The following is a 19,203-nucleotide window of genomic DNA, read 5'->3' on the forward strand; positions in this document are numbered from 1 at the left end:
ACTCATTTTCTATCTCAAAAAAAGATTTCTGAAGTTTTCGCTGGTCTTTTCTCCAACTTCGCCCAAAGAACGTCCTTTAAGCTGCGCAATATAGGCGGCAACCTCGACAACATACGCAGGTTGGTTCTGTTTCCCGCGGTGAGGCACTGGTGCAAGGTAAGGCGAGTCAGTTTCAATAAGCAATCTTTCAAGCGGCAGTGCTTTCACTACCTCTTTCAGTTCAGTTGCTTGTCTAAAGGTGACAATCCCTGAAATTGAAATATAGAACCCTAGATCCATTGCCGCTTCAGCAAACGCTAAGTCCTCTGTAAAACAATGAATCACGCCACCGCACTGTTCAGCATTACCATTTTTTAGAATATCTAGCGTATCTTGTCGCGCATTGCGCGTGTGGATAATCAGTGGCTTGTTCAACTTAACTGCCAAATCGACTTGTTGCTCAAACCTCAATTTTTGCAGTTCCGCCGTTTCTGGCTGGTAGTGGTAATCGAGGCCTGTCTCGCCTACCGCCACTACTTTCGGATTTGATGCGTACTCATGTAAGCGGTCGAGAGCAAAGTCACTCTCCACATCAAGAGGATGGACACCACACGAAGCGTAAATGTTGTCATAAGGTTCGATCATTTCCAGCATGTTAGGAAAAGAATCTAGAGTCACGCCGACCGAGAGCAACTCCGTGACATTGGCCGCTTTGGCTTTAGCAACCACATCTTCTATACCTTGATGAAGCTCTTGATAGTCTAATTTGTCTAGATGACAGTGAGAATCTACAAACATGTTTCCCCGTTAAATTTGAAAAGCCAATCTAAAATCAGAAGCTCTGCATTTAGCCCTGTGTGTGTTCTCAATTGTTCGGAGAGCTTTAACAACTCCTGAGCTTGAACATACAAAGATTGGTAACCAACAACCTCAGCTAACTGATCAGCGCCAGGTGTAAAGAATGGCATCGCCAAGCCGTAGTGCACTTTCTGCGCATCAGTGAGTAAGTACCATAACCAACTTAAATATTCAGTCGGCTCTGACGCTAACTCTTTAGCAAGCTTAGTCACATCCGCTTGATTCTGACAATGTGCGATAAGCTGCGACTCGATTGAAAGATACTGCGATACTTTATCTTGATTAACGAAATCAAGCGTGGCTAACGGCGCATTACCATTTATATGAGAAGCGTAAGCAGGCACTGGCTTATTTGCTTGGTCACTTAACCAACTAGCCACCGATGAGGACTCGGGCGCAGTAAGGTGCCATTGTTGGCATCGGCTAGTAATCGTTGGCAACAAAGCGTTGTTACGGTGGGTAACCAGTAGGAACATACAAGTTGCCGAAGGTTCCTCAAGCGTTTTCAGCAAGGCGTTTACAGCCGATTCGTTCATGGCTTCCGCTGGTTCAATGACAAATAGCCTTAACCCGGAAAGCTGTGAAGACTCCTGAGCGATTCGATTGCACTGGCGGATCTGTTCGACTGTAATAGCCTTACCCTGCTTCTCTGGTTTAACAACATGGAAATCTGGGTGACTTTCAGACTCCATCAGTTGACAACCGTGGCAAAAGCCACACGCTTCAGCGAGATAGTTCTGACACATCACCGCTCGGCTAAAATGTTCGACTAAGCGCTCAGAACCCATCCCTTCATCAGAAATCAATAAAGCGGCATTGGAAAACCGATCAGCTTGAAGGTTTGATTGCCACTCTTTCCATAATGGAGAGAGCCATGGGTATAGCTCATTCATGCTATGCGCTCACCCAATTGGTCACGACAGCCGAGATATCTGCAGCAACCTGCTCAATATTTTGCTCTGCGTTGACCACAACGACGGAGTCATCACTCTCTGCAAGTTCAAGGTAACGCGCACGTGTACGATCGAAAAAGCTCATGTCCATTTTCTCTATACGATCCAATTCTCCGCGGCCACGAGCACGTTCTAGGCCAACTCGCGGGTCAAGATCAAGATAGATCGTTAGATCAGGCTTAAATTCACCTAAGGTCGTCTGCTTAAGCGCAGTCATGGTTTCTCGCGGGATCTGGCGTCCGCCGCCTTGATAAGCTTGCGAAGACATGTCGTGGCGATCACCAACTACCCAGCTACCAGAAGCAAGTGCAGGTTTAATCACGTTCTCAACTAATTGAACTCGTGCTGCATACATCAATAGCAGCTCTGTCATATCTTGCAGCTCTTCGCCTTCGTGCTCTTGTTTAACCAAAGTACGTAGTTGTTCAGCTAAGGCGGTTCCACCCGGCTCACGTGTGTTTTGGATGCGTTCAACACCGGCATTTGTTAGCGTTTCGAGTACTGCCTTAATCGCTGTACTTTTGCCTGCGCCTTCTAGGCCTTCAATGACGATAAATTTGCCGTTTTTCATTTCTTACTTCTTAATTGCTTTAAATATGCACGAACTGCTCGGTTGTGTTCAGCCAATGTTTTAGAAAATACATGTCCACCATTACCACTTGCGACAAAGTAAAGGTAATTACTGTCTTCTGGGTTAAGAGCAGCTTGAATTGAAGCTTCCCCTGGCATAGCGATAGGTGTTGGTGGCAAGCCGAAAATCGTATAGGTATTGTATGGTGTTGGCGTACGAAGATCTTTCTTACGAATATTCCCATCGTACTTATCCCCCATTCCGTAAATGACGGTTGGGTCGGTTTGTAAACGCATCCGCTTGTTTAAACGATTGACGAATACTGCCGCAACACGCTCACGTTCAGACTCTACTGCGGTTTCTTTCTCAATGATGGAAGCTAAGATAAGCGCTTCATAAGAAGATTTTAGTGGCAGTTTCTCTTGGCGAGTTGCCCAATGCTCATCAAGCACCATTTGCAGTTTGTCAGCGGCGCGCTTCAAAATATCAAGATCAGATGCACCGAAGGTGTAATGATAGGTTTCGGCAAGCAATAACCCTTCTAACTTTTCGTGTGGTACGCCGAGTTTTTCTGCGATCTGAGCTTCGCTTAATCCGTCTAACTCATGCTCCAAGTAAGGTGCATTGTTGATGATTTGCTGCCACTCTTTAAACGTAGAACCTTCGACGAAAGTTATCGAAAACTGGTGCTCCTTACCCTGTTTAAATTGCTCTAGTGTCGATTTCAGAGTCGAACCTGAGTCCAGTAAATAGGTTCCGGCGCGTAATTGTGTCAGCTCAGGGTGGAATCGACGAACAAGCTTAACCACATCACTACCAGTGATCATTTTAGACTCGGTAAGCTGTTCGAGGACGCGATTAAAGCTCGTTCCGGAAGCGATGGTAAATATCTGTGACTGCTCGATTTGAAGAGGTTGGTTTACATACTGCTCTACTTGTTTAGCGACATACACATAGCCGCCCGCTGCCAATGCAGCCACTAACAACAAAAAGAGCGTGATTTTTTTAATCACGAGTCGATCATCTCCTGAATTCGTTTAGTTGTTTTTCCAATATCAAACTGGTGTGAATCAATAGCACAAATCGGCACTACGCCTAAGATAGAGTTTGTCATAAACACTTCATCAGCGTTAAGCAAATCAGAGAGTTTATACTCCCCTATGTGAGTTTCAATCCCCTCTGCCTGCGCCCATTCCAATACAACGCGTCGTATAACTCCGCTGACACCTGCTTTATCTAAGCTAGGGGTGAACAGTGTTGACCCCTTTACCCAAAACAAGTTTGCCATGGTGGTTTCAATCACGTTGTCATCAATATCAAGCGCGATCCCGTCAGCAAACGAATGCTGCTCTAACTCAGCTTTAAGCAACACTTGCTCAAGACGGTTGTTATGTTTGTGTCCCGCCAGTAAAGGGCTATGACCAAGTCGTCGCTCGCAGACACCCAGTTTTAAGCCTTGCTCACTCCATTGTTCATAGTGAGCAGGATAAATAAAGTCGCTAATAGTAACATTTGGTGAGGCTACATGAGTAGGGCTATATCCTCTTCCTCCCTCACCTCGGCTGATATGCAGTTTTAACCCCGCTTTTCGGTCGTTGCGAACTGCCTGAGCTAGCCAACTTTCGACTTGAGTCCAATCAGGACGAGAGATGAATAGTGCGTCCAAACAAGCGTTCATGCGGTCAATATGCTTTGACCAATGAGCAATGTGCCCTTCTCGCGTCAGCATAGTGGTGAAGCAGCCGTCACCATATTGAAACGAACGATCTGTCACCGAGATTGACTCACAACAGACACCATTGACTATGAACATGCGAATTCCTTTTTATCACCATTGCTTGAGCGCCGAGTTTTGAGAGACCATTAAATAACAAAACGGCTTAATGCCAAAGCATTAAGCCGTTTATTTAGTCTAATTCAGGCGCTTGTTTAGATTTTTTTAAATACTAGTGAGCCGTTAGTGCCACCGAAGCCGAATGAGTTACAGATTGCGTAATCCATTGAAACTTCTTTAGCAGTATGCGGAACTAAATCGATATCTAAACCTTCTTCAGGGTTGTCTAGGTTGATTGTTGGTGGAACCATTTGGTCAACCAAAGACATCACCGTGATGATCGCTTCTACAGAACCTGCAGCACCAAGCAAGTGACCAGTCATAGACTTAGTTGAAGACACTTTAACTTGCTTAGAACCTTCTTCACCTAGCGCACGTTTAACGCCTTTAATTTCAGCGACATCACCGGCTGGTGTAGAAGTACCGTGAGCATTCACATAGCCTACTTGAGTGCCAGTGATACCTGCATCACGCATTGCCGCTTCCATCGCTAGTGCACCGCCTGAACCGTCTTCACTTGGAGACGTCATATGGTAAGCATCGCCAGACATACCGAAACCGACAAGCTCAGCGTAAATTTTTGCACCGCGAGCTTTTGCGTGTTCGTATTCTTCAAGAACCATCATGCCCGCGCCATCACCAAGAACAAAACCATCGCGGTCTTTATCCCATGGACGAGAAGCTTTTTGTGGTTCGTCGTTACGAGTAGAAAGTGCTTTCGCGGCACCAAAGCCTGCCATACCTAGAGGTGTAGATGCTTTCTCTGCACCACCTGCAACCATAGCTTCTGCATCACCGTATGCAATCATACGAGCCGCATGGCCGATGTTATGTAGACCTGTTGTACACGCCGTCGAGATCGCGATGTTTGGACCGCGAAGACCACGCATAATAGATAAGTTACCTGCAACCATGTTTACGATGGTTGATGGTACGAAGAATGGGCTCACTTTACGTGGACCTTTCTCAACAAGCGCTGTGTGGCCTGCTTCGATAAGGTCTAGGCCACCAATGCCTGAACCGATTGCAACGCCAACACGAGGAGCGTTTTCTTCGTTAATTTGTAAACCAGAGTCATCTAGAGCTTGGATACCAGCTGCAATGCCGTATTGGATAAATAGATCCATTTTACGTGCATCTTTTTTAGACATGTATTCAGTACAGTCAAAATCTTTTACTAGACCCGCAAAGCGAGTAGAAAAGTTTTCAGCATCAAAGTGCTCGATATTCACGATACCGCTTTGACCTGCTAGCAGGGCTTTCCAAGATGATTCTACGGTGTTGCCTACCGGTGACAACATACCCATGCCAGTGACAACAACACGACGCTTGGACACGATATTATTCTCCGGAATTGAAATGATTCTATGGAAGGATAGAAGGGTTAAAGAGAACACAGGCGGCCAGAAGGCCGCCTGGGAGAGATATTACTGAGCGCTGTTTACGTAGTCGATTGCAGCTTGAACAGTAGTGATTTTCTCAGCTTCTTCGTCTGGAATCTCAGTGTCAAATTCTTCTTCTAGAGCCATTACTAGTTCAACAGTGTCTAGAGAATCAGCACCTAGGTCGTCAACGAATGAAGCTTCGTTCTTAACTTCAGCTTCGTCTACACCTAGCTGTTCAACAATGATTTTCTTTACGCGTTCTTCGATGTTGCTCATTTTTTCTTTTCCTTTACAGATTTCGCCTAATGCGATGATTCAGTAGTTTATTCGAACTACCAAAAGTTGCAAGAGGGACCTTGCTGGTCAAACCACAATTTTAGCGATTTTAACCGAAATTCAATACATTTTTGACTTAAATCATGCACAAATCTTGCGCACGTTCATATCAAGAATCTCAAACTATAGGCCATTTTAATGACAATAAATAGCCAAGTTGGTGACATTAAGTGCAAATTCACTCTACCCGCAGAAATTTGAATGAAATTTAATGAAAAAGTTCACTAATTCTGCAAGGTAAGCGATTTACACCATGTACATGCCGCCATTTACATGCAAAGTTTCGCCAGTAATGTATGCCGCTTCAGGAGAAGCAAGGAATACCACTGCCGATGCAATTTCACGTGGATCACCTAAACGACCTGCAGGAACTGCAGAAAGAGTCGATGCACGTTGCTCTTCGTTTAACGCTTTAGTCATGTCTGTTTCGATAAAGCCAGGTGCAACAGTGTTAACTGTTACGCCACGTGAAGCAACTTCACGTGCCATAGATTTAGTGAAACCAATAACACCCGCTTTTGCTGCTGCGTAGTTAGCTTGACCTGCGTTACCCATAGTACCGACAACAGAACCTACGTTGATGATACGACCAGCGCGTTTCTTCATCATACCGCGAAGTACAGCTTTAGACATACGGAAGATAGGTGTTAGGTTGGTATCAATGATGTCATCCCACTCTGAATCTTTCATACGCATCAGAAGGTTATCACGAGTGATGCCTGCGTTATTTACTAGGATATCAATTGCACCAAACTCATCGTTGATTGTTTTTAGTGTCGCTTCAATTGACTCAACGTCAGTAACGTTAAGTGCTAGACCTTTACCATTTTCACCAAGGTACTCGCTGATTGCAGCCGCGCCGCCTTCAGAAGTCGCAGTACCGATTACTGTCGCGCCACGCTCAACCAATAGTTCAGCAATTGCACGACCAATACCACGGCTTGCGCCAGTGACTAGAGCAATCTTACCTTCTAGGTTCATCATGTTCTTTATTCCTATGTCCTTTAATTACTTAGCAGCTTCTAGAGATGCAGTATCATTCACTGCAGCGCCACTTAGTGTCTTAACAATTCGTTTTGTTAGGCCAGATAGAACCTTACCAGGGCCAAGCTCTAGTAACTTCTCTACGCCTTGCTCGCTCATCAGTTGCACGCTCTCAGTCCAACGAACTGGGCTGTAAAGCTGACGAACAAGCGCATCTTTGATTTTCGCAGGATCGGTTTCCGCAGCTACGTCAACGTTATTGATAACAGGGAACTGAGGTGCGTTGAATTCGATTTCTTCTAGTGCCACTGCTAGCTTGTCTGCTGCAGGTTTCATCAGTGCACAGTGAGAAGGTACAGAAACAGGAAGTGGAAGCGCGCGCTTAGCACCGGCTTCTTTACATAGTGCGCCCGCACGTTCTACTGCATCTTTACTACCGGCAATCACAACTTGGCCAGGCGAGTTGAAGTTTACTGGTGAAACCACTTCGCCTTGCGCTGCTTCTTCACAAGCTTTTGCGATAGCATCATCATCAAGACCGATGATCGCATACATTGCGCCTGTTCCAGCCGGAACCGCTTCTTGCATTAGTTGACCACGTAGTTCAACCAGTTTGATCGCTTGCTTAAAGTCAATCACGCCAGCACATACTAATGCAGAGTATTCACCTAGACTGTGACCCGCTAAATTAGCTGGTTGCTCTAGGCCTTGCTCTTGCCATACGCGCCAGATCGCTACAGAAGATGCTAGCAATGCAGGTTGAGTACGGTGTGTTTGGTTTAGATCTTCTGCAGGACCATTCTGAACTAGAGCCCATAGGTCGTAGCCTAGTGCTTCCGATGCTTCTGCAAATGTTTGATTAACGACTTCAAATTGTTCGCCAAGTTCAGCAAGCATACCCACAGCTTGTGAGCCCTGACCTGGAAATACGATAGCAAACTTGCTCATTTTCTTTTCCTTAAAACCGTTTCTTTATTTAAAAGAAGAAAGAAAAGATGCCTATCAAGGCATCTTAATTTTGAATTCTATAGCTTAGAACTTAACGAGAGCTGAGCCCCAAGTAAAGCCACCACCAAATGCCTCAAGCAGCAGTGTTTGACCACGCTTAATTCGCCCATCACGCACCGCTTCATCCAGTGCTGTTGGTACGGTTGCCGCAGAAGTATTGCCATGACGGTCCAATGTAACGACCACTTGTTCCATCGGCATTGAAAGCTTCTTAGCAGTTGCGGAAATAATACGTAGGTTTGCTTGATGAGGAACTAGCCAGTCTAACTCTGACTTGTCCATATCATTCTCTTTAAGTGTCTCTTTAACTAGGCGAGAAAGCTGAGTAACGGCAACTTTAAATACTTCGTTACCGGCCATATGCAGCCAGCTATTGATATCTTCGCTATGCTCAGATTCGCTTTGTACTTTCTCATGGCGATCTGGGAATTTGAGGCTTAATAGCTCACCAAAGCGGCCATCAGAGTTAATCGTGGTTGATAAGATACCAGGCTCTTCACTCGCACCAACGACAACGGCACCCGCAGCATCCCCGAAGAGAATAATCGTTGAACGATCGTTAGGGTCACAGGTTTTAGACAAAGCGTCAGCACCGATCACTAGGATGTTCTTACAGTGACCTGTTTTGATGTACTGATCGGCAACCGACAAGGCATATACAAACCCTGAACATGCCGCCGCCATATCAAACGCAGGACAATGCTTAATGCCCAGAAGCGCTTGAACCTGACATGCCGCTGATGGGAATGCGTGAGAACCACTAGTCGTCGCTACAAGAATCATGTCGATATCGTCTTTATCGATACCTGCCATCTCGATAGCATTCTTCGCCGCTTGGTAGCCCATGTCTGCAACTGTTTCGTTTTCAGCTGCAATGCGACGCTCTTTAATACCAGTACGAGTTACAATCCACTCATCACTTGTATCTACCATTTTCTCTAAGTCTGCGTTTGAACGCACCTGAGATGGCAGGTAGCTGCCAGTACCTAAAATTTTGCTATACATGAAGACTAATAATGCCTCTCGAGTAAAACCGCTTCCAAACGATCGCTAATACGGCTTGGTACTTGTCGTTTGACCTCATGTAGTGCCTCACCAATTGCATTGATGACTGCCTCTACATCAGCACTTCCGTGGCTTTTTATGACAATGCCGCGCAATCCTAGCAAACTTGCGCCGTTATACTGGTCGGGGTTCAATGTTTTTAGTTCATTAAATAGTCCGGAAAACAATTTTCTTGCAATCCAACCCTTTATAGATGAGGTCATCATACTCGATTTCAACTTATCGATAAAAAGTTGTGCTGTGCCTTCACATGCTTTTAGACAAACATTGCCCACAAAACCATCACAAACAACGACGTCTGCGGCATCATGGAGTAATTGATTACCTTCAATATAGCCAACAAAGTTCACCGAACGAGTATTTTCCAACATTTCTGCACAGCGCTTGACGAGGTCATTACCTTTTATTTCTTCAGCGCCTATGTTGAGAATGGCTACTCGGGGTGGCTTACCTACATACTGCTCTACAAGTGCACTACCCATAACGGCAAATTGAAACAACGAATCCGCATCACTTGATACATTGGCCCCTAAGTCCAACATCCAAGTTCGACCACCGGAAGCTGTCGGTAAGGCAGAGATAAGCGCAGGGCGTTCGATACCCGGTAACAGCTTCAACTTAAATCGCGATAAGGCCATCAAAGCACCCGTATTTCCACAGCTAACACATGCATCGGCTTGACTGTCGGCGACAAGATCAATAGCCATGCCCATAGAGCTGCCTTGATTGTTACGGAGTGCGAGGGAAGGTTTTTCTGTGTTGGAAATCACTCGGTCTGCGTGCTCAATACTCAAACGAGCATCTGGCTGGTAACCAAGAGAAGATAATTGAGATGTGATCGCGTTTTGATCACCAATAAGGATCACTTTTAGCTCTGGGAAATGCGACAGTGCCTGCACGGCGGCAGGCACTGTGACGCGAGGACCGAAATCCCCGCCCATTGCATCAAGTGCAACGGTTATATTTTGCAAAGGTCAACCTTACTTGTTGATAACCTTTTTGCCACGGTAGTAACCTTCAGCAGTTACGTTGTGACGCAGGTGAGTTTCACCTGAAGTTGCGTCTACAGAAAGTGCAGCTGTAGTTAGGGCATCGTGTGAACGACGCATACCACGCATTGAACGAGATTTCTTGCTCTTTTGTACGGCCATTGACCCTACTCCTATGTAAGTATTAAAGAATTACTTCTTTAAGCTTTTTAAAACGTCAAATGGATTCGGCTTCTTTTCTTCTTCCACAATTTCTTCTGGAAGTTCACCAAACACCATATTATCTGAATCAACGCTACAGTCCGCTTCATCGTGCATTGCTATTTGAGGCAAGTTTAGAATGAACTCGTCTTCAACTAACTGTATTAGGTCTAACTCACCGTACTCGTTCAGATCTACCAAATCGTACTCTTCCGGTGCTTCCTCTTCAGTCTTCTCACCTTTGTAAGGTGTATAAGTGAATTGGACCTCGCACTCATGTGCGAAAACCTCATTACAGCGCTGACACTCTAAGTCGACTTCGATGTTAGCTTTACCAGAGATAACAACGAGTCGCTGCTCATCTAAGTCAAATGACAGTGACACTTGGGCGTCGCGTTTAACGCCTTCAACTGATTCATCTAAGCGCTTAAAGAGACTAACTTGAATAATACCTTCAACATCTAGTCGCTTCTGAGCAGCGCGTGACGGATCAATCGTACGCGGTATTTTTACCTTTTGCATAGGGCGCGAATTCTATCTTCCAAATCGTTTATAGTCAAAGAAAAAGGGCAAAAAAATGTACTTTTTTTCCTTATCAGCTTGAGAGCTAGTATAGAAGACATAATATGAATTAAGCTCTCACCAACTCTTGTTTTGATTGTAAAGAAAAATGCCGAATTACCAACTAGTTTTAGCCTCTACATCGCCATATCGTAAACAACTGCTCAATAAACTAGCGATAGAATTTGTGACAGCTTCTCCCGATTTCGATGAAACTCCACTAGAGAATGAAGCGCCTATCGAATTAGTAAGAAGACTCGCCAAAGGCAAAGCAGAGTCTTGTTCAGTGAGTCAGCCAAGTTTAGTTATCGGTAGCGATCAGGTTTGCGTAATTAACGGCAACATCATCGGCAAACCGCATACACGCGAAAAGGCGATTGAGCAGCTACTTGACCAAAGCGGTCAGTCTATTCAGTTTTATACCGGCTTAGCTCTGCACAATACTCATACCGGGCTCACCGACATAAAAGTCGATACCTTCACGGTCCACTTTAGAGCTCTAAGCAAAAAGCAGATCGAAAACTATGTAGATAAAGAGCAGCCTTTTTACTGTGCGGGAAGCTTTAAAAGTGAAGGCTTGGGTATTGCTCTATTTGAACGATTGGAAGGTAAAGACCCAAACACCTTAGTTGGACTGCCACTGATTGATTTGATTGCTATGCTCGCAGCACAAGGGGTAGAGGTGCTTTAGCGGGATGCGGGAGAACTGGAGAACTGGAGAACTGGAGAACTGGAGAACTGGAGAACTGGAGAACTAAAACTGCTCCACTTCTATTGTGGGGGCAACTCTAGTTTTCCAGCAGCGTAGCGATCTAGCTTTCCCTAGAGCGGAGCTCTCCGATCTCGCCTCTCGCAACGAAGTGTTCCATAGGGCAACGCCCGTTCCATTAGCGAAGCGAACCATAGGACGAAGTCCGTTCCCATTCCTATAGCTTACGCAGCCCCGCTAGCGCTTTCTCTAACTTCGGCTCCATTGGCGCGTTAACTTCCATCCACTCATCATTTGATGGGTGTTGGAACTTAATGTTAGCCGCATGAAGGAATAAGCGGTCTAAGCCAACTTTGCCCGTATAGGCGTCAAAACGTCGGTCACCATAGCGATCATCCCATGCAATTGGGTGACCCGTGTATTGGGTATGAACGCGAATTTGGTGCGTACGACCGGTAATCGGACTCGCCTGAATCAGCGTTGCATTGGCAAACTTCTCAATGATCTTAAATCTTGTTTCCGAAGCTTTACCATTAGGATTTACTCGCACAATACTGTTCACTTCGTTCTTAAGTAATGGCGCATTGACCTTTTTGCAGCTTGCTTTCCATTCGCCCATCACCAAAGCAAAATAGTACTTCTGTACCGTCTTTTCACGAAACTGTGCTTGCAAGTGACGCAGTGCCGAACGCTTCTTTGCCACCAGTAAAATGCCTGATGTGTCTCGGTCAATGCGATGCACTAATTCTAGGAACCTTGCTTGAGGGCGCAGTGCACGAAGTGCTTCAATCGCACCAAACTTTAATCCACTACCACCGTGAACAGCCGTTCCTGAAGGTTTGTTAAGGATTAACATATGATCGTCTTCATAGATGATCATATTTTCAAGCTCTGCGACCTTATTTAGCTTAGTGCTCGGCGCGACTTCTTCAGGCTTCTCTTCAATAGTAACCGGTGGAATTCGGACAAGATCACCAGCCTGCAGCTTATATTCCGCTTTTACGCGCTTTTTGTTCACTCGCACTTCGCCTTTACGCAAAATACGGTAAACCATGCTTTTAGGGATACTTTTCAATTGGTTGCGTAAGAAGTTATCAATACGCTGCCCTGCCATGTCGTCGTCAATGTCGACGAATTGGACTTTTGTTCTAATTTCACTCATGAAGTTATTCTAACACTCTAAGTTGCGCAGATTCACATTTTCTTCGCAACAAAATGGAAAATTGCTCGATAAGAGTGGATTCAAATTCTGCTACGAATAAAAATCCATCAGTTTTATTACAATTTTCAAAAATATCTCTAATTAAACAAATAAAACAGTCACTTACAAAAAATAAAATCAGCTTTTTTAGCGTTTTATTATAAAGCAGATTGCTGAGTTTAGTGGGTACTGCTATAGTTCACACCTGCAATATATGATTTGGTTGCATTTTATACAAACCACCTCATATTTGAGCAATAAATTGAGTAGCCCGTTAATTTACCAAAATGCAGCACACGGCGTAAGACATTTTCGGGATTAACAAACTTGTCACCCTACTCGTCGCTCATCATGTTGAGTGTTTACCGCCGCCGATGCGGCGCACAAGCTGAACGAGAAAAGTTTGTGAGACTGAAGTGCCCCAGAGCATCCCTCCAGCCGGGAGGCTGCACCGATTAAGCCATGGGATCAGGCACCTTGAAAGCGATCGCAGTGACAAGAAAAACAAAAGAATGACAACGAGATTTATCAATGAAAAGAATGTTAATTAACGCAACTCAAAAAGAAGAGTTGCGTGTTGCTTTGGTTGATGGTCAGCGCTTATATGATTTGGATATCGAAAGCCCTGGACATGAATCTAAAAAAGCAAATATCTACAAAGGACGTATCACACGCATCGAACCAAGCCTAGAAGCGGCTTTTGTTGACTACGGTGCAGAAAGACACGGTTTCCTCCCTCTTAAAGAAATTGCCCGCGAATACTTTCCTGAAGGTTACACCTACCAAGGCCGTCCTAGCATTAAAGAAGTGCTAACTGAAGGCCAAGAAGTAATCGTACAAGTTGAGAAAGAAGAACGTGGTAGTAAGGGCGCAGCTCTAACTACGTTTATTTCTCTTGCGGGTAGTTACCTTGTTCTTATGCCTAACAACCCTCGTGCCGGTGGTATTTCTCGCCGTATCGAAGGCGACGAGCGTACTCAACTTAAGGCAGCTCTAAGCACATTAGAACTACCTCAAGGTATGGGTTTGATCGTACGTACTGCAGGTGTTGGTAAAAGTGCTGAAGAGCTAGAGTGGGATTTAAACGTACTTCTGAACCACTGGGGCGCAATCAAGCAAGCTTCTGACTCAAACGCTGCACCTTTCTTGATTCACCAAGAAAGTAACGTGATTGTTCGTGCAATTCGTGACTACCTACGTCGCGATATTGGCGAAATCCTTATCGACAGCAATACAATTTACGAGCGCGCACTAGACCATATCCGCCTAGTTCGTCCTGATTTTGTAAGCCGTGTTAAGAAATACGATGGTGAAGTGCCGCTGTTTAGCCACTACCAGATTGAAAGTCAGATCGAATCTGCGTTCCAACGCGAAGTTCGTCTGCCTTCTGGTGGTTCTATCGTTATTGACCCAACAGAAGCCCTGACTTCTATCGATATCAACTCTGCCCGTGCAACTAAGGGTGGCGATATCGAGGAAACCGCTTTAAACACTAACCTAGAAGCAGCAGAAGAAATTGCACGTCAACTTCGCCTGCGTGACTTAGGTGGTCTTGTGGTTATCGACTTCATCGATATGACGCCAGTTCGTCACCAACGTGAAGTTGAAAACCGCTTACGTGATTCTGTTCGTATGGATCGCGCTAGAGTACAAATTGGTCGAATTTCTCGTTTTGGCCTTTTAGAAATGTCTCGTCAGCGTCTAAGTCCATCACTGGCAGAAGCAAGTCACCACATCTGTCCGCGTTGTAGTGGTACGGGTGTTGTTCGTGACAACGAATCTCTGGCACTTTCTGTACTTCGCCTAATCGAAGAAGAAGCGCTAAAAGACAACACAGCTCAAGTTCTTGCAGTTGTGCCTGTCCCTATTGCTTCTTACCTACTTAACGAAAAGCGTCGTTCAATCAATCACATTGAGCGTATCCAAGAAGTTAAGATCACGGTTGTGCCAAACTCAGACATGGAAACACCGCATTTCGATGTAATTCGTGTCCGTGAAGGTGAAGAGTTTGACCTACTTTCTTACCTACTTCCTAAAAAGCTTGATGCGATGAAGGAAGCTGAAGGTAAAGAGGTAGCGGTTGAAACTGAAGCCAAACCTAAGAAGATTGAAGAGCCAGCTCTAAAAGGCTTTGCGTCTCCAAGCAACTCTGCTCCAGCGCCGGCTAAACCAGCGCCGAAAGCACCAGAGAAGAAGAAAGAATCACAAGAACCTCAAGAAGGTCTTGTAAGTCGCTTCTTCAAAGCTCTAGGTGGCTTCCTATTTGGTTCTGCCAAAGAAGAAGAGAAGCAAGAAGAGCAAAAACCTAAAGAGCGTAAAGAAGGTAACCGTAACAACCGCAATCGTCGCAACCGTAACGATAACCGCCGTCGTGGCAATCGTGACAACCGCAACGATAACCGTGAAGACAAACGCGATAACAAGCGTAAGAACACACGTGATGAAGCGGCAACGGAAGCGAAACCTAACGAACGTAAGCAGCAGAATCGCAAACCTAAGCAAGATCGCCGTAATAAGCGTGACGAAGCTAAACCGAGTAAGGTAGCTGAAGAAGGTCTTAAGTTAGCGGCTGACGCTCAGCAAGGCGACAAACCTGAAGCACGCAAAGAGCGCGCAGAAGAGAAAGCGGCAAAAGTTAAAGAGCGCCGTCAACGTCGCAAGCTGTCTAAGCAGGTTCGAGTTAAAGACCAAGCTGCAAAAGCTCAAGCGGATGAAGAAGCGAAGCAAGTTGCAGTAGAAGCTAAAGCAGACGCGGTTGAAGAAAAAGCACTGAATACTGAAGCGGATAACGCTGAAGAACAGCCGAAGCAACGCCGCAACCGTCGTTCTCCACGTCACCTACGTGCAAGTGGTCAACGTCGCCGTCGTGGTCGTGATCGTCGCCCTAACCCATTCCGTCTACGTAAAGGTGGTGTTGCATCTCCTGAAATGGCGATGGGTAAAGTGATGCCAAGTTACGGTATTACTAAACCAGCACCGAAGCAGCAATCAAAAGCTGACAAGGTAGAAGCGCCTGTAGAGACGACAGTGACTTCATTGGGTGGTTTTGCATGTCCAGAAATGGCGATGGGTAAAGTGATTGTCCGTCGTGAGCAGCCTATCATTGAAGAGCCTGTACAAGAAACTGTAGCGGCAACTCAACCTGAACAGGTAGAAGTACCACAAGCGGCAGTTGTCTCAGAACCTGTTGCAGCGGTAGCTGAAACCGTTGAGCAACCAGTTCAAGCTGAAGTTAAAGTTGAAGCAACTGACGTTAAGCAGCCGACTGAAGAAGTAAAAGCTGAAACTTCAGACATTGTTGTTGCGCCAAGCTTTAAAGGTCACGCGTCTGCCGCTATGGCAAAAGCGCCTGGTAGCACAGAGATGAAAGAGATCACTGTAATAGCAGCTCCGTTTAAAGCGCAGCGTTACGAGTCGCGCGGCGCTGGTAGCCAAGTCGCTCGCAACCAAGCTGGTGCAGCAATGACTAAACCTCAGTTTTAGCCATTCGCTTTTCGAATAAAAACAGCCTCCTCGTGAGGCTGTTTTTTTATGTCTATTTAAAACAATTAAGTAAACACACCGTTATCACGCTGCTAGTTATATTGAGAGCAATTATTTGTCACAAATATTAGTCAATACCTGTATCAATCTTGAACTTAATCACACTTTTCGGTAGCATGCGCCGACTCGATCTGAATTGTTGAATTTGGTCTTTCTGCTCTTTTACATTGCATTTTTGCCCGGTGGGGACTAAATACAATTCAGAATACTTTTAAACACTTAGCCAAACTGAGCAAATATGTTTGAATTTCCCCAATTTTCTAAACACTCTGTGAAGAACGATGTGTTGTCAGGTTTGACCGTTGCACTCGCTCTTGTCCCTGAAGCCGTCGCTTTTGCCTTCGTTGCTGGCGTTGACCCTATGGTTGGTCTTTACGCTGCATTTATTGTAGGTTTGATTACCTCAATCTTCGGTGGTCGCCCTGGTATGATTTCAGGTGCGACGGGTGCCATGGCTGTTGTTATGGTGTCACTGGTTGCTTCACATGGCGTACAGTACCTGTTTGCCGCAATTATGCTGGCGGGTATCCTCCAGATAGCTGCAGGCATATTCAAACTGGGTAAATTCATCCGTATCGTGCCTCATCCAGTTATGATTGGCTTCGTTAACGGCTTAGCGATCGTTATTTTCCTCGCTCAGTTAGGCCAATTTAAGGCACCGGACTTAACTGGCGCATTAACATGGCTACCAGCAGACCAAATGATGCTAATGCTTGGTCTCGTTGCTTTAACCATGGCAATCATTCACTTTTTACCTAAGTTCACCACTGCTGTACCGTCATCTCTTGTGGCTATCGTAACTGTCACTGCGCTAGTGGTTGGTTTAGATCTAGAAACTCGTACAGTAGTTGACTTCCTACGCACTATGTCAGGTGACGAAGCAGCAACACTTGCGGGTTCATTACCGACGTTCTCTATCCCTACCGTTCCACTAACACTAGAAACGCTACAGATCATTCTTCCGTACGCGATTATTCTTGCTGCAATCGGTTTAATTGAGTCTCTATTGACTCTAACGGTGCTTGATGAAATGACTAACACTCGTGGTCAATCGAACCGCGAATGTATCGGTCAGGGTATGGCAAACATGACGTGTTCTGTGTTTGGCGCTATGGGTGGTTGTGCGATGATTGGTCAGTCGATGATCAACGTAAACTCAGGTGGTCGTGGTCGTCTATCTGGTATCGTTGCTGCTGTGGCACTACTGATGTTTATCTTGTTTGCTTCATCGCTGATAGAAATGATCCCTCTGGCAGCACTAGTGGGCGTCATGTTCATGGTCGTGATTGGTACCTTTGAGTGGGCAACATTCAAATTGGCTCGCCGCGTACCAAAACAAGATTTCTTCGTTATTGTTCTAGTAACAGTAGTGACAGTTCTTACTGACCTTGCGATTGCGGTATTCGTTGGTGTTATCGCCTCTGCACTTATGTTTGCATGGCAACACGCTAAGCACATCTACGCTGATACCAGCATCAATGAAGAAGGCTCAAAAGAGTACAAAATTCACGGTCCTGTTTTCTTCGGCTCAGTGGCTAACTTCCTAGAGATCTTCGACGCACACGAAGACCCAAGCGATGTGATTGTCGATTTCGCTGACTCTCGTGTGACTGACCACTCAGCCATTGAAGCAATCGAAACGCTTGCTGAGCGCTACTCAGCTCAAGGTAAGACACTTCACTTGCGTCACCTAAGCCCAGACTGTCGTAAACTACTCGACAAAGCAGGCAGCTTAGTAGAAATTAACGTTAAAGAAGATCCAAGCTACAAGGTAGCGACCGACGTTCTGGCGGGTTAATTAAACCGAATATAAAACGGGCTTCCAATTGGAAGCCCGTTTTTGTTTTCTAGAGAAGCTTATTTAGTTTTTCACCAAACAGCTCTAATCGCCAGCTTTGCATCACATCAGGTAGCTTGGCGGGATCTCTGTCCTTTTTCCACACCCAACTCATTAGCTGATTAAGCTGCTTCTTAGAGGCTAGAAACTCAGTAGCTAATCCACTAGCCTGCGAAACGCGTTTTACTTCATCTTTCAACACTTTGAATTTCTGTTTGTAACCCGGCATATCCATAAGGCGTTCAATCTTCTCTGGATACTCGTCGACGGGTGTCTTCTTGGCCGATTTTACAATTGAGATAATACGTGCGCTGTGACGCTGTACCGAGCGGTAATCCATCCCTTCTTGTTCCATCTGGCTATGGTTTTGAATACCCAGACGCGCCACAGTGAGTAGGTCGTTTTCTTTAAAGATAAAGTTAAGTGCTAGATCTCGACGCAATGCTTCTTTCAAACGCCATGTAGCCAAAGGCTTAAGAATTGAAAGCTCTTTTGGTTTAAGTTGCCAAGCGCCCTTCACATCAAGATACGCCATCTCTAGGTTGACAGTTTTAATGCGTTTGGAAGCGAGTAAATCACTCTCTTGCTGCGCGGCATCCCACCAGCCAGCTTGAGTAATTTTCTCAAATAACTGCTCATACAAAGGCTGTAAGTAATAAACATCTGCGGCTGCATATTCTAGCTGTTTGTCTGTGAGTGGGCGCGCCAACCAATCGGTACGAGACTCACTCTTATCTAGCTCAACACCTAAATAGCTTTCGACTAAAGCGGCAAAACCTGTCGATAAACCATGGCCAAGGAAAGCAGCCATAAGTTGGGTGTCGACCATAGGATATGGCAAGCACTCAAAGCTGTTATGGAACACTTCCAAGTCTTCACCGCAGGCATGAAGCACCTTAAGTACAGACGTATCTTTAAGCAGCTCAACAAACGGAGCCATGTCTTCTATTACCGTTGGATCGATAAGAGAAAGGTTCTGTCCATCAAAGAGCTGGATAAGGCCAAGCTGTGGATAGTATGTACGGGTACGGACAAACTCTGTATCCAACATAACAACATCAGCTTGTCGTGCACTTTGACAAACGGTATCGAGCTGCGCCGTTTGAGTAATAATCTGATAATTCACTAACTTCTCACCATGAGCGATTTCTTGCGGCCATAAAAAATGCCGACTGGATATAGTCGGCAT

Annotated in this window: 18 protein-coding genes; 3 read left to right on the top strand and 15 right to left on the bottom strand. The window is 45.4% G+C overall.

Annotated features, from left to right (window positions below):
• Positions 1 to 9 precede the first annotated feature (9 nt).
• The 13 genes from IX91_RS09960 to yceD all read right to left on the bottom strand — a co-directional run bounded on the left by IX91_RS09960 (position 10) and on the right by yceD (position 10,685).
• Positions 10 to 777, bottom strand: coding sequence for a TatD family hydrolase (locus IX91_RS09960; RefSeq protein ID WP_004746561.1), 768 nt, complete (start codon positions 775 to 777; stop codon positions 10 to 12).
• Positions 768 to 1,730 carry a DNA polymerase III subunit delta' gene (locus IX91_RS09965; RefSeq protein ID WP_004746560.1) on the bottom strand — a complete coding sequence of 321 codons (963 nt, stop codon included), beginning with the start codon at positions 1,728 to 1,730 and terminating at the stop codon, positions 768 to 770. The genes IX91_RS09960 and IX91_RS09965 overlap by 10 nt, the downstream gene beginning before the upstream one ends.
• A 1-nt stretch (position 1,731) precedes the next feature.
• A complete protein-coding gene (tmk, locus tag IX91_RS09970; RefSeq protein ID WP_004746558.1) occupies positions 1,732 to 2,361 on the bottom strand; it encodes a dTMP kinase in 630 nt (209 codons plus the stop codon).
• Complete coding sequence (mltG, locus tag IX91_RS09975) at positions 2,358 to 3,374, bottom strand: endolytic transglycosylase MltG (RefSeq protein ID WP_004746556.1); 1,017 nt, start codon at positions 3,372 to 3,374, stop codon at positions 2,358 to 2,360. Before mltG ends, tmk begins: the two co-directional genes overlap by 4 nt.
• Positions 3,371 to 4,174, bottom strand: a complete 804-nt coding sequence (gene pabC, locus IX91_RS09980; protein WP_004746554.1) for an aminodeoxychorismate lyase — start codon at positions 4,172 to 4,174, stop codon at positions 3,371 to 3,373. The genes mltG and pabC overlap by 4 nt, the downstream gene beginning before the upstream one ends.
• Before the next feature lie 116 nt (positions 4,175 to 4,290).
• A complete protein-coding gene (gene fabF, locus IX91_RS09985) occupies positions 4,291 to 5,532 on the bottom strand; it encodes a beta-ketoacyl-ACP synthase II (protein WP_004746552.1) in 1,242 nt (413 codons plus the stop codon).
• Between the two features lie 90 nt (positions 5,533 to 5,622).
• The gene (acpP, locus tag IX91_RS09990) at positions 5,623 to 5,856 is read right to left on the bottom strand and encodes an acyl carrier protein (protein ID WP_004406112.1); all 234 of its coding nucleotides are present in this window, start codon (positions 5,854 to 5,856) and stop codon (positions 5,623 to 5,625) included.
• A 306-nt stretch (positions 5,857 to 6,162) separates the two neighbouring features.
• Positions 6,163 to 6,897, bottom strand: a complete 735-nt coding sequence (fabG, locus tag IX91_RS09995; protein ID WP_004746550.1) for a 3-oxoacyl-ACP reductase FabG — start codon at positions 6,895 to 6,897, stop codon at positions 6,163 to 6,165.
• Between the two features lie 27 nt (positions 6,898 to 6,924).
• Complete coding sequence (gene fabD / locus IX91_RS10000) at positions 6,925 to 7,848, bottom strand: ACP S-malonyltransferase (RefSeq protein WP_004746549.1); 924 nt, start codon at positions 7,846 to 7,848, stop codon at positions 6,925 to 6,927.
• Positions 7,849 to 7,932: 84 nt separating this feature from the next.
• Positions 7,933 to 8,913: a beta-ketoacyl-ACP synthase III gene (locus IX91_RS10005; RefSeq protein WP_004746547.1), complete on the bottom strand. Its 981-nt coding sequence runs from the start codon at positions 8,911 to 8,913 to the stop codon at positions 7,933 to 7,935.
• Between the two features lie 5 nt (positions 8,914 to 8,918).
• Complete coding sequence (gene plsX, locus IX91_RS10010) at positions 8,919 to 9,944, bottom strand: phosphate acyltransferase PlsX (protein WP_004746545.1); 1,026 nt, start codon at positions 9,942 to 9,944, stop codon at positions 8,919 to 8,921.
• A gap of 9 nt (positions 9,945 to 9,953) precedes the next feature.
• Positions 9,954 to 10,124: a 50S ribosomal protein L32 gene (gene rpmF, locus IX91_RS10015; RefSeq protein ID WP_004414666.1), complete on the bottom strand. Its 171-nt coding sequence runs from the start codon at positions 10,122 to 10,124 to the stop codon at positions 9,954 to 9,956.
• 30 nt (positions 10,125 to 10,154) lie between these two features.
• Positions 10,155 to 10,685: a 23S rRNA accumulation protein YceD gene (gene yceD / locus IX91_RS10020; RefSeq protein WP_004746543.1), complete on the bottom strand. Its 531-nt coding sequence runs from the start codon at positions 10,683 to 10,685 to the stop codon at positions 10,155 to 10,157.
• Positions 10,686 to 10,833: 148 nt separating this feature from the next.
• Here yceD and IX91_RS10025 point away from each other — a divergent pair, with 148 nt between their 5' ends.
• The gene (locus IX91_RS10025) at positions 10,834 to 11,415 is read left to right on the top strand and encodes a Maf family protein (RefSeq protein WP_004746540.1); all 582 of its coding nucleotides are present in this window, start codon (positions 10,834 to 10,836) and stop codon (positions 11,413 to 11,415) included.
• Between the two features lie 235 nt (positions 11,416 to 11,650).
• Here IX91_RS10025 and rluC read toward each other — a convergent pair whose 3' ends face one another.
• Positions 11,651 to 12,595 carry a 23S rRNA pseudouridine(955/2504/2580) synthase RluC gene (gene rluC / locus IX91_RS10030; RefSeq protein WP_004746539.1) on the bottom strand — a complete coding sequence of 315 codons (945 nt, stop codon included), beginning with the start codon at positions 12,593 to 12,595 and terminating at the stop codon, positions 11,651 to 11,653.
• 570 nt (positions 12,596 to 13,165) lie between these two features.
• Here rluC and rne point away from each other — a divergent pair.
• Both rne and IX91_RS10040 read left to right on the top strand, forming a co-directional pair.
• The gene (rne, locus tag IX91_RS10035; RefSeq protein ID WP_004746538.1) at positions 13,166 to 16,117 is read left to right on the top strand and encodes a ribonuclease E; all 2,952 of its coding nucleotides are present in this window, start codon (positions 13,166 to 13,168) and stop codon (positions 16,115 to 16,117) included.
• A 298-nt stretch (positions 16,118 to 16,415) separates the two neighbouring features.
• The gene (locus tag IX91_RS10040; protein ID WP_004746536.1) at positions 16,416 to 17,975 is read left to right on the top strand and encodes a SulP family inorganic anion transporter; all 1,560 of its coding nucleotides are present in this window, start codon (positions 16,416 to 16,418) and stop codon (positions 17,973 to 17,975) included.
• A 49-nt stretch (positions 17,976 to 18,024) separates the two neighbouring features.
• Here the strand turns inward: IX91_RS10040 and rnd are convergent, their stop codons facing one another.
• Positions 18,025 to 19,140: a ribonuclease D gene (gene rnd / locus IX91_RS10045; protein ID WP_038197732.1), complete on the bottom strand. Its 1,116-nt coding sequence runs from the start codon at positions 19,138 to 19,140 to the stop codon at positions 18,025 to 18,027.
• Positions 19,141 to 19,203: the final 63 nt, after the last annotated feature.

This window comes from Vibrio tubiashii ATCC 19109 (assembly GCF_000772105.1).
GTDB lineage: Bacteria > Pseudomonadota > Gammaproteobacteria > Enterobacterales > Vibrionaceae > Vibrio > Vibrio tubiashii.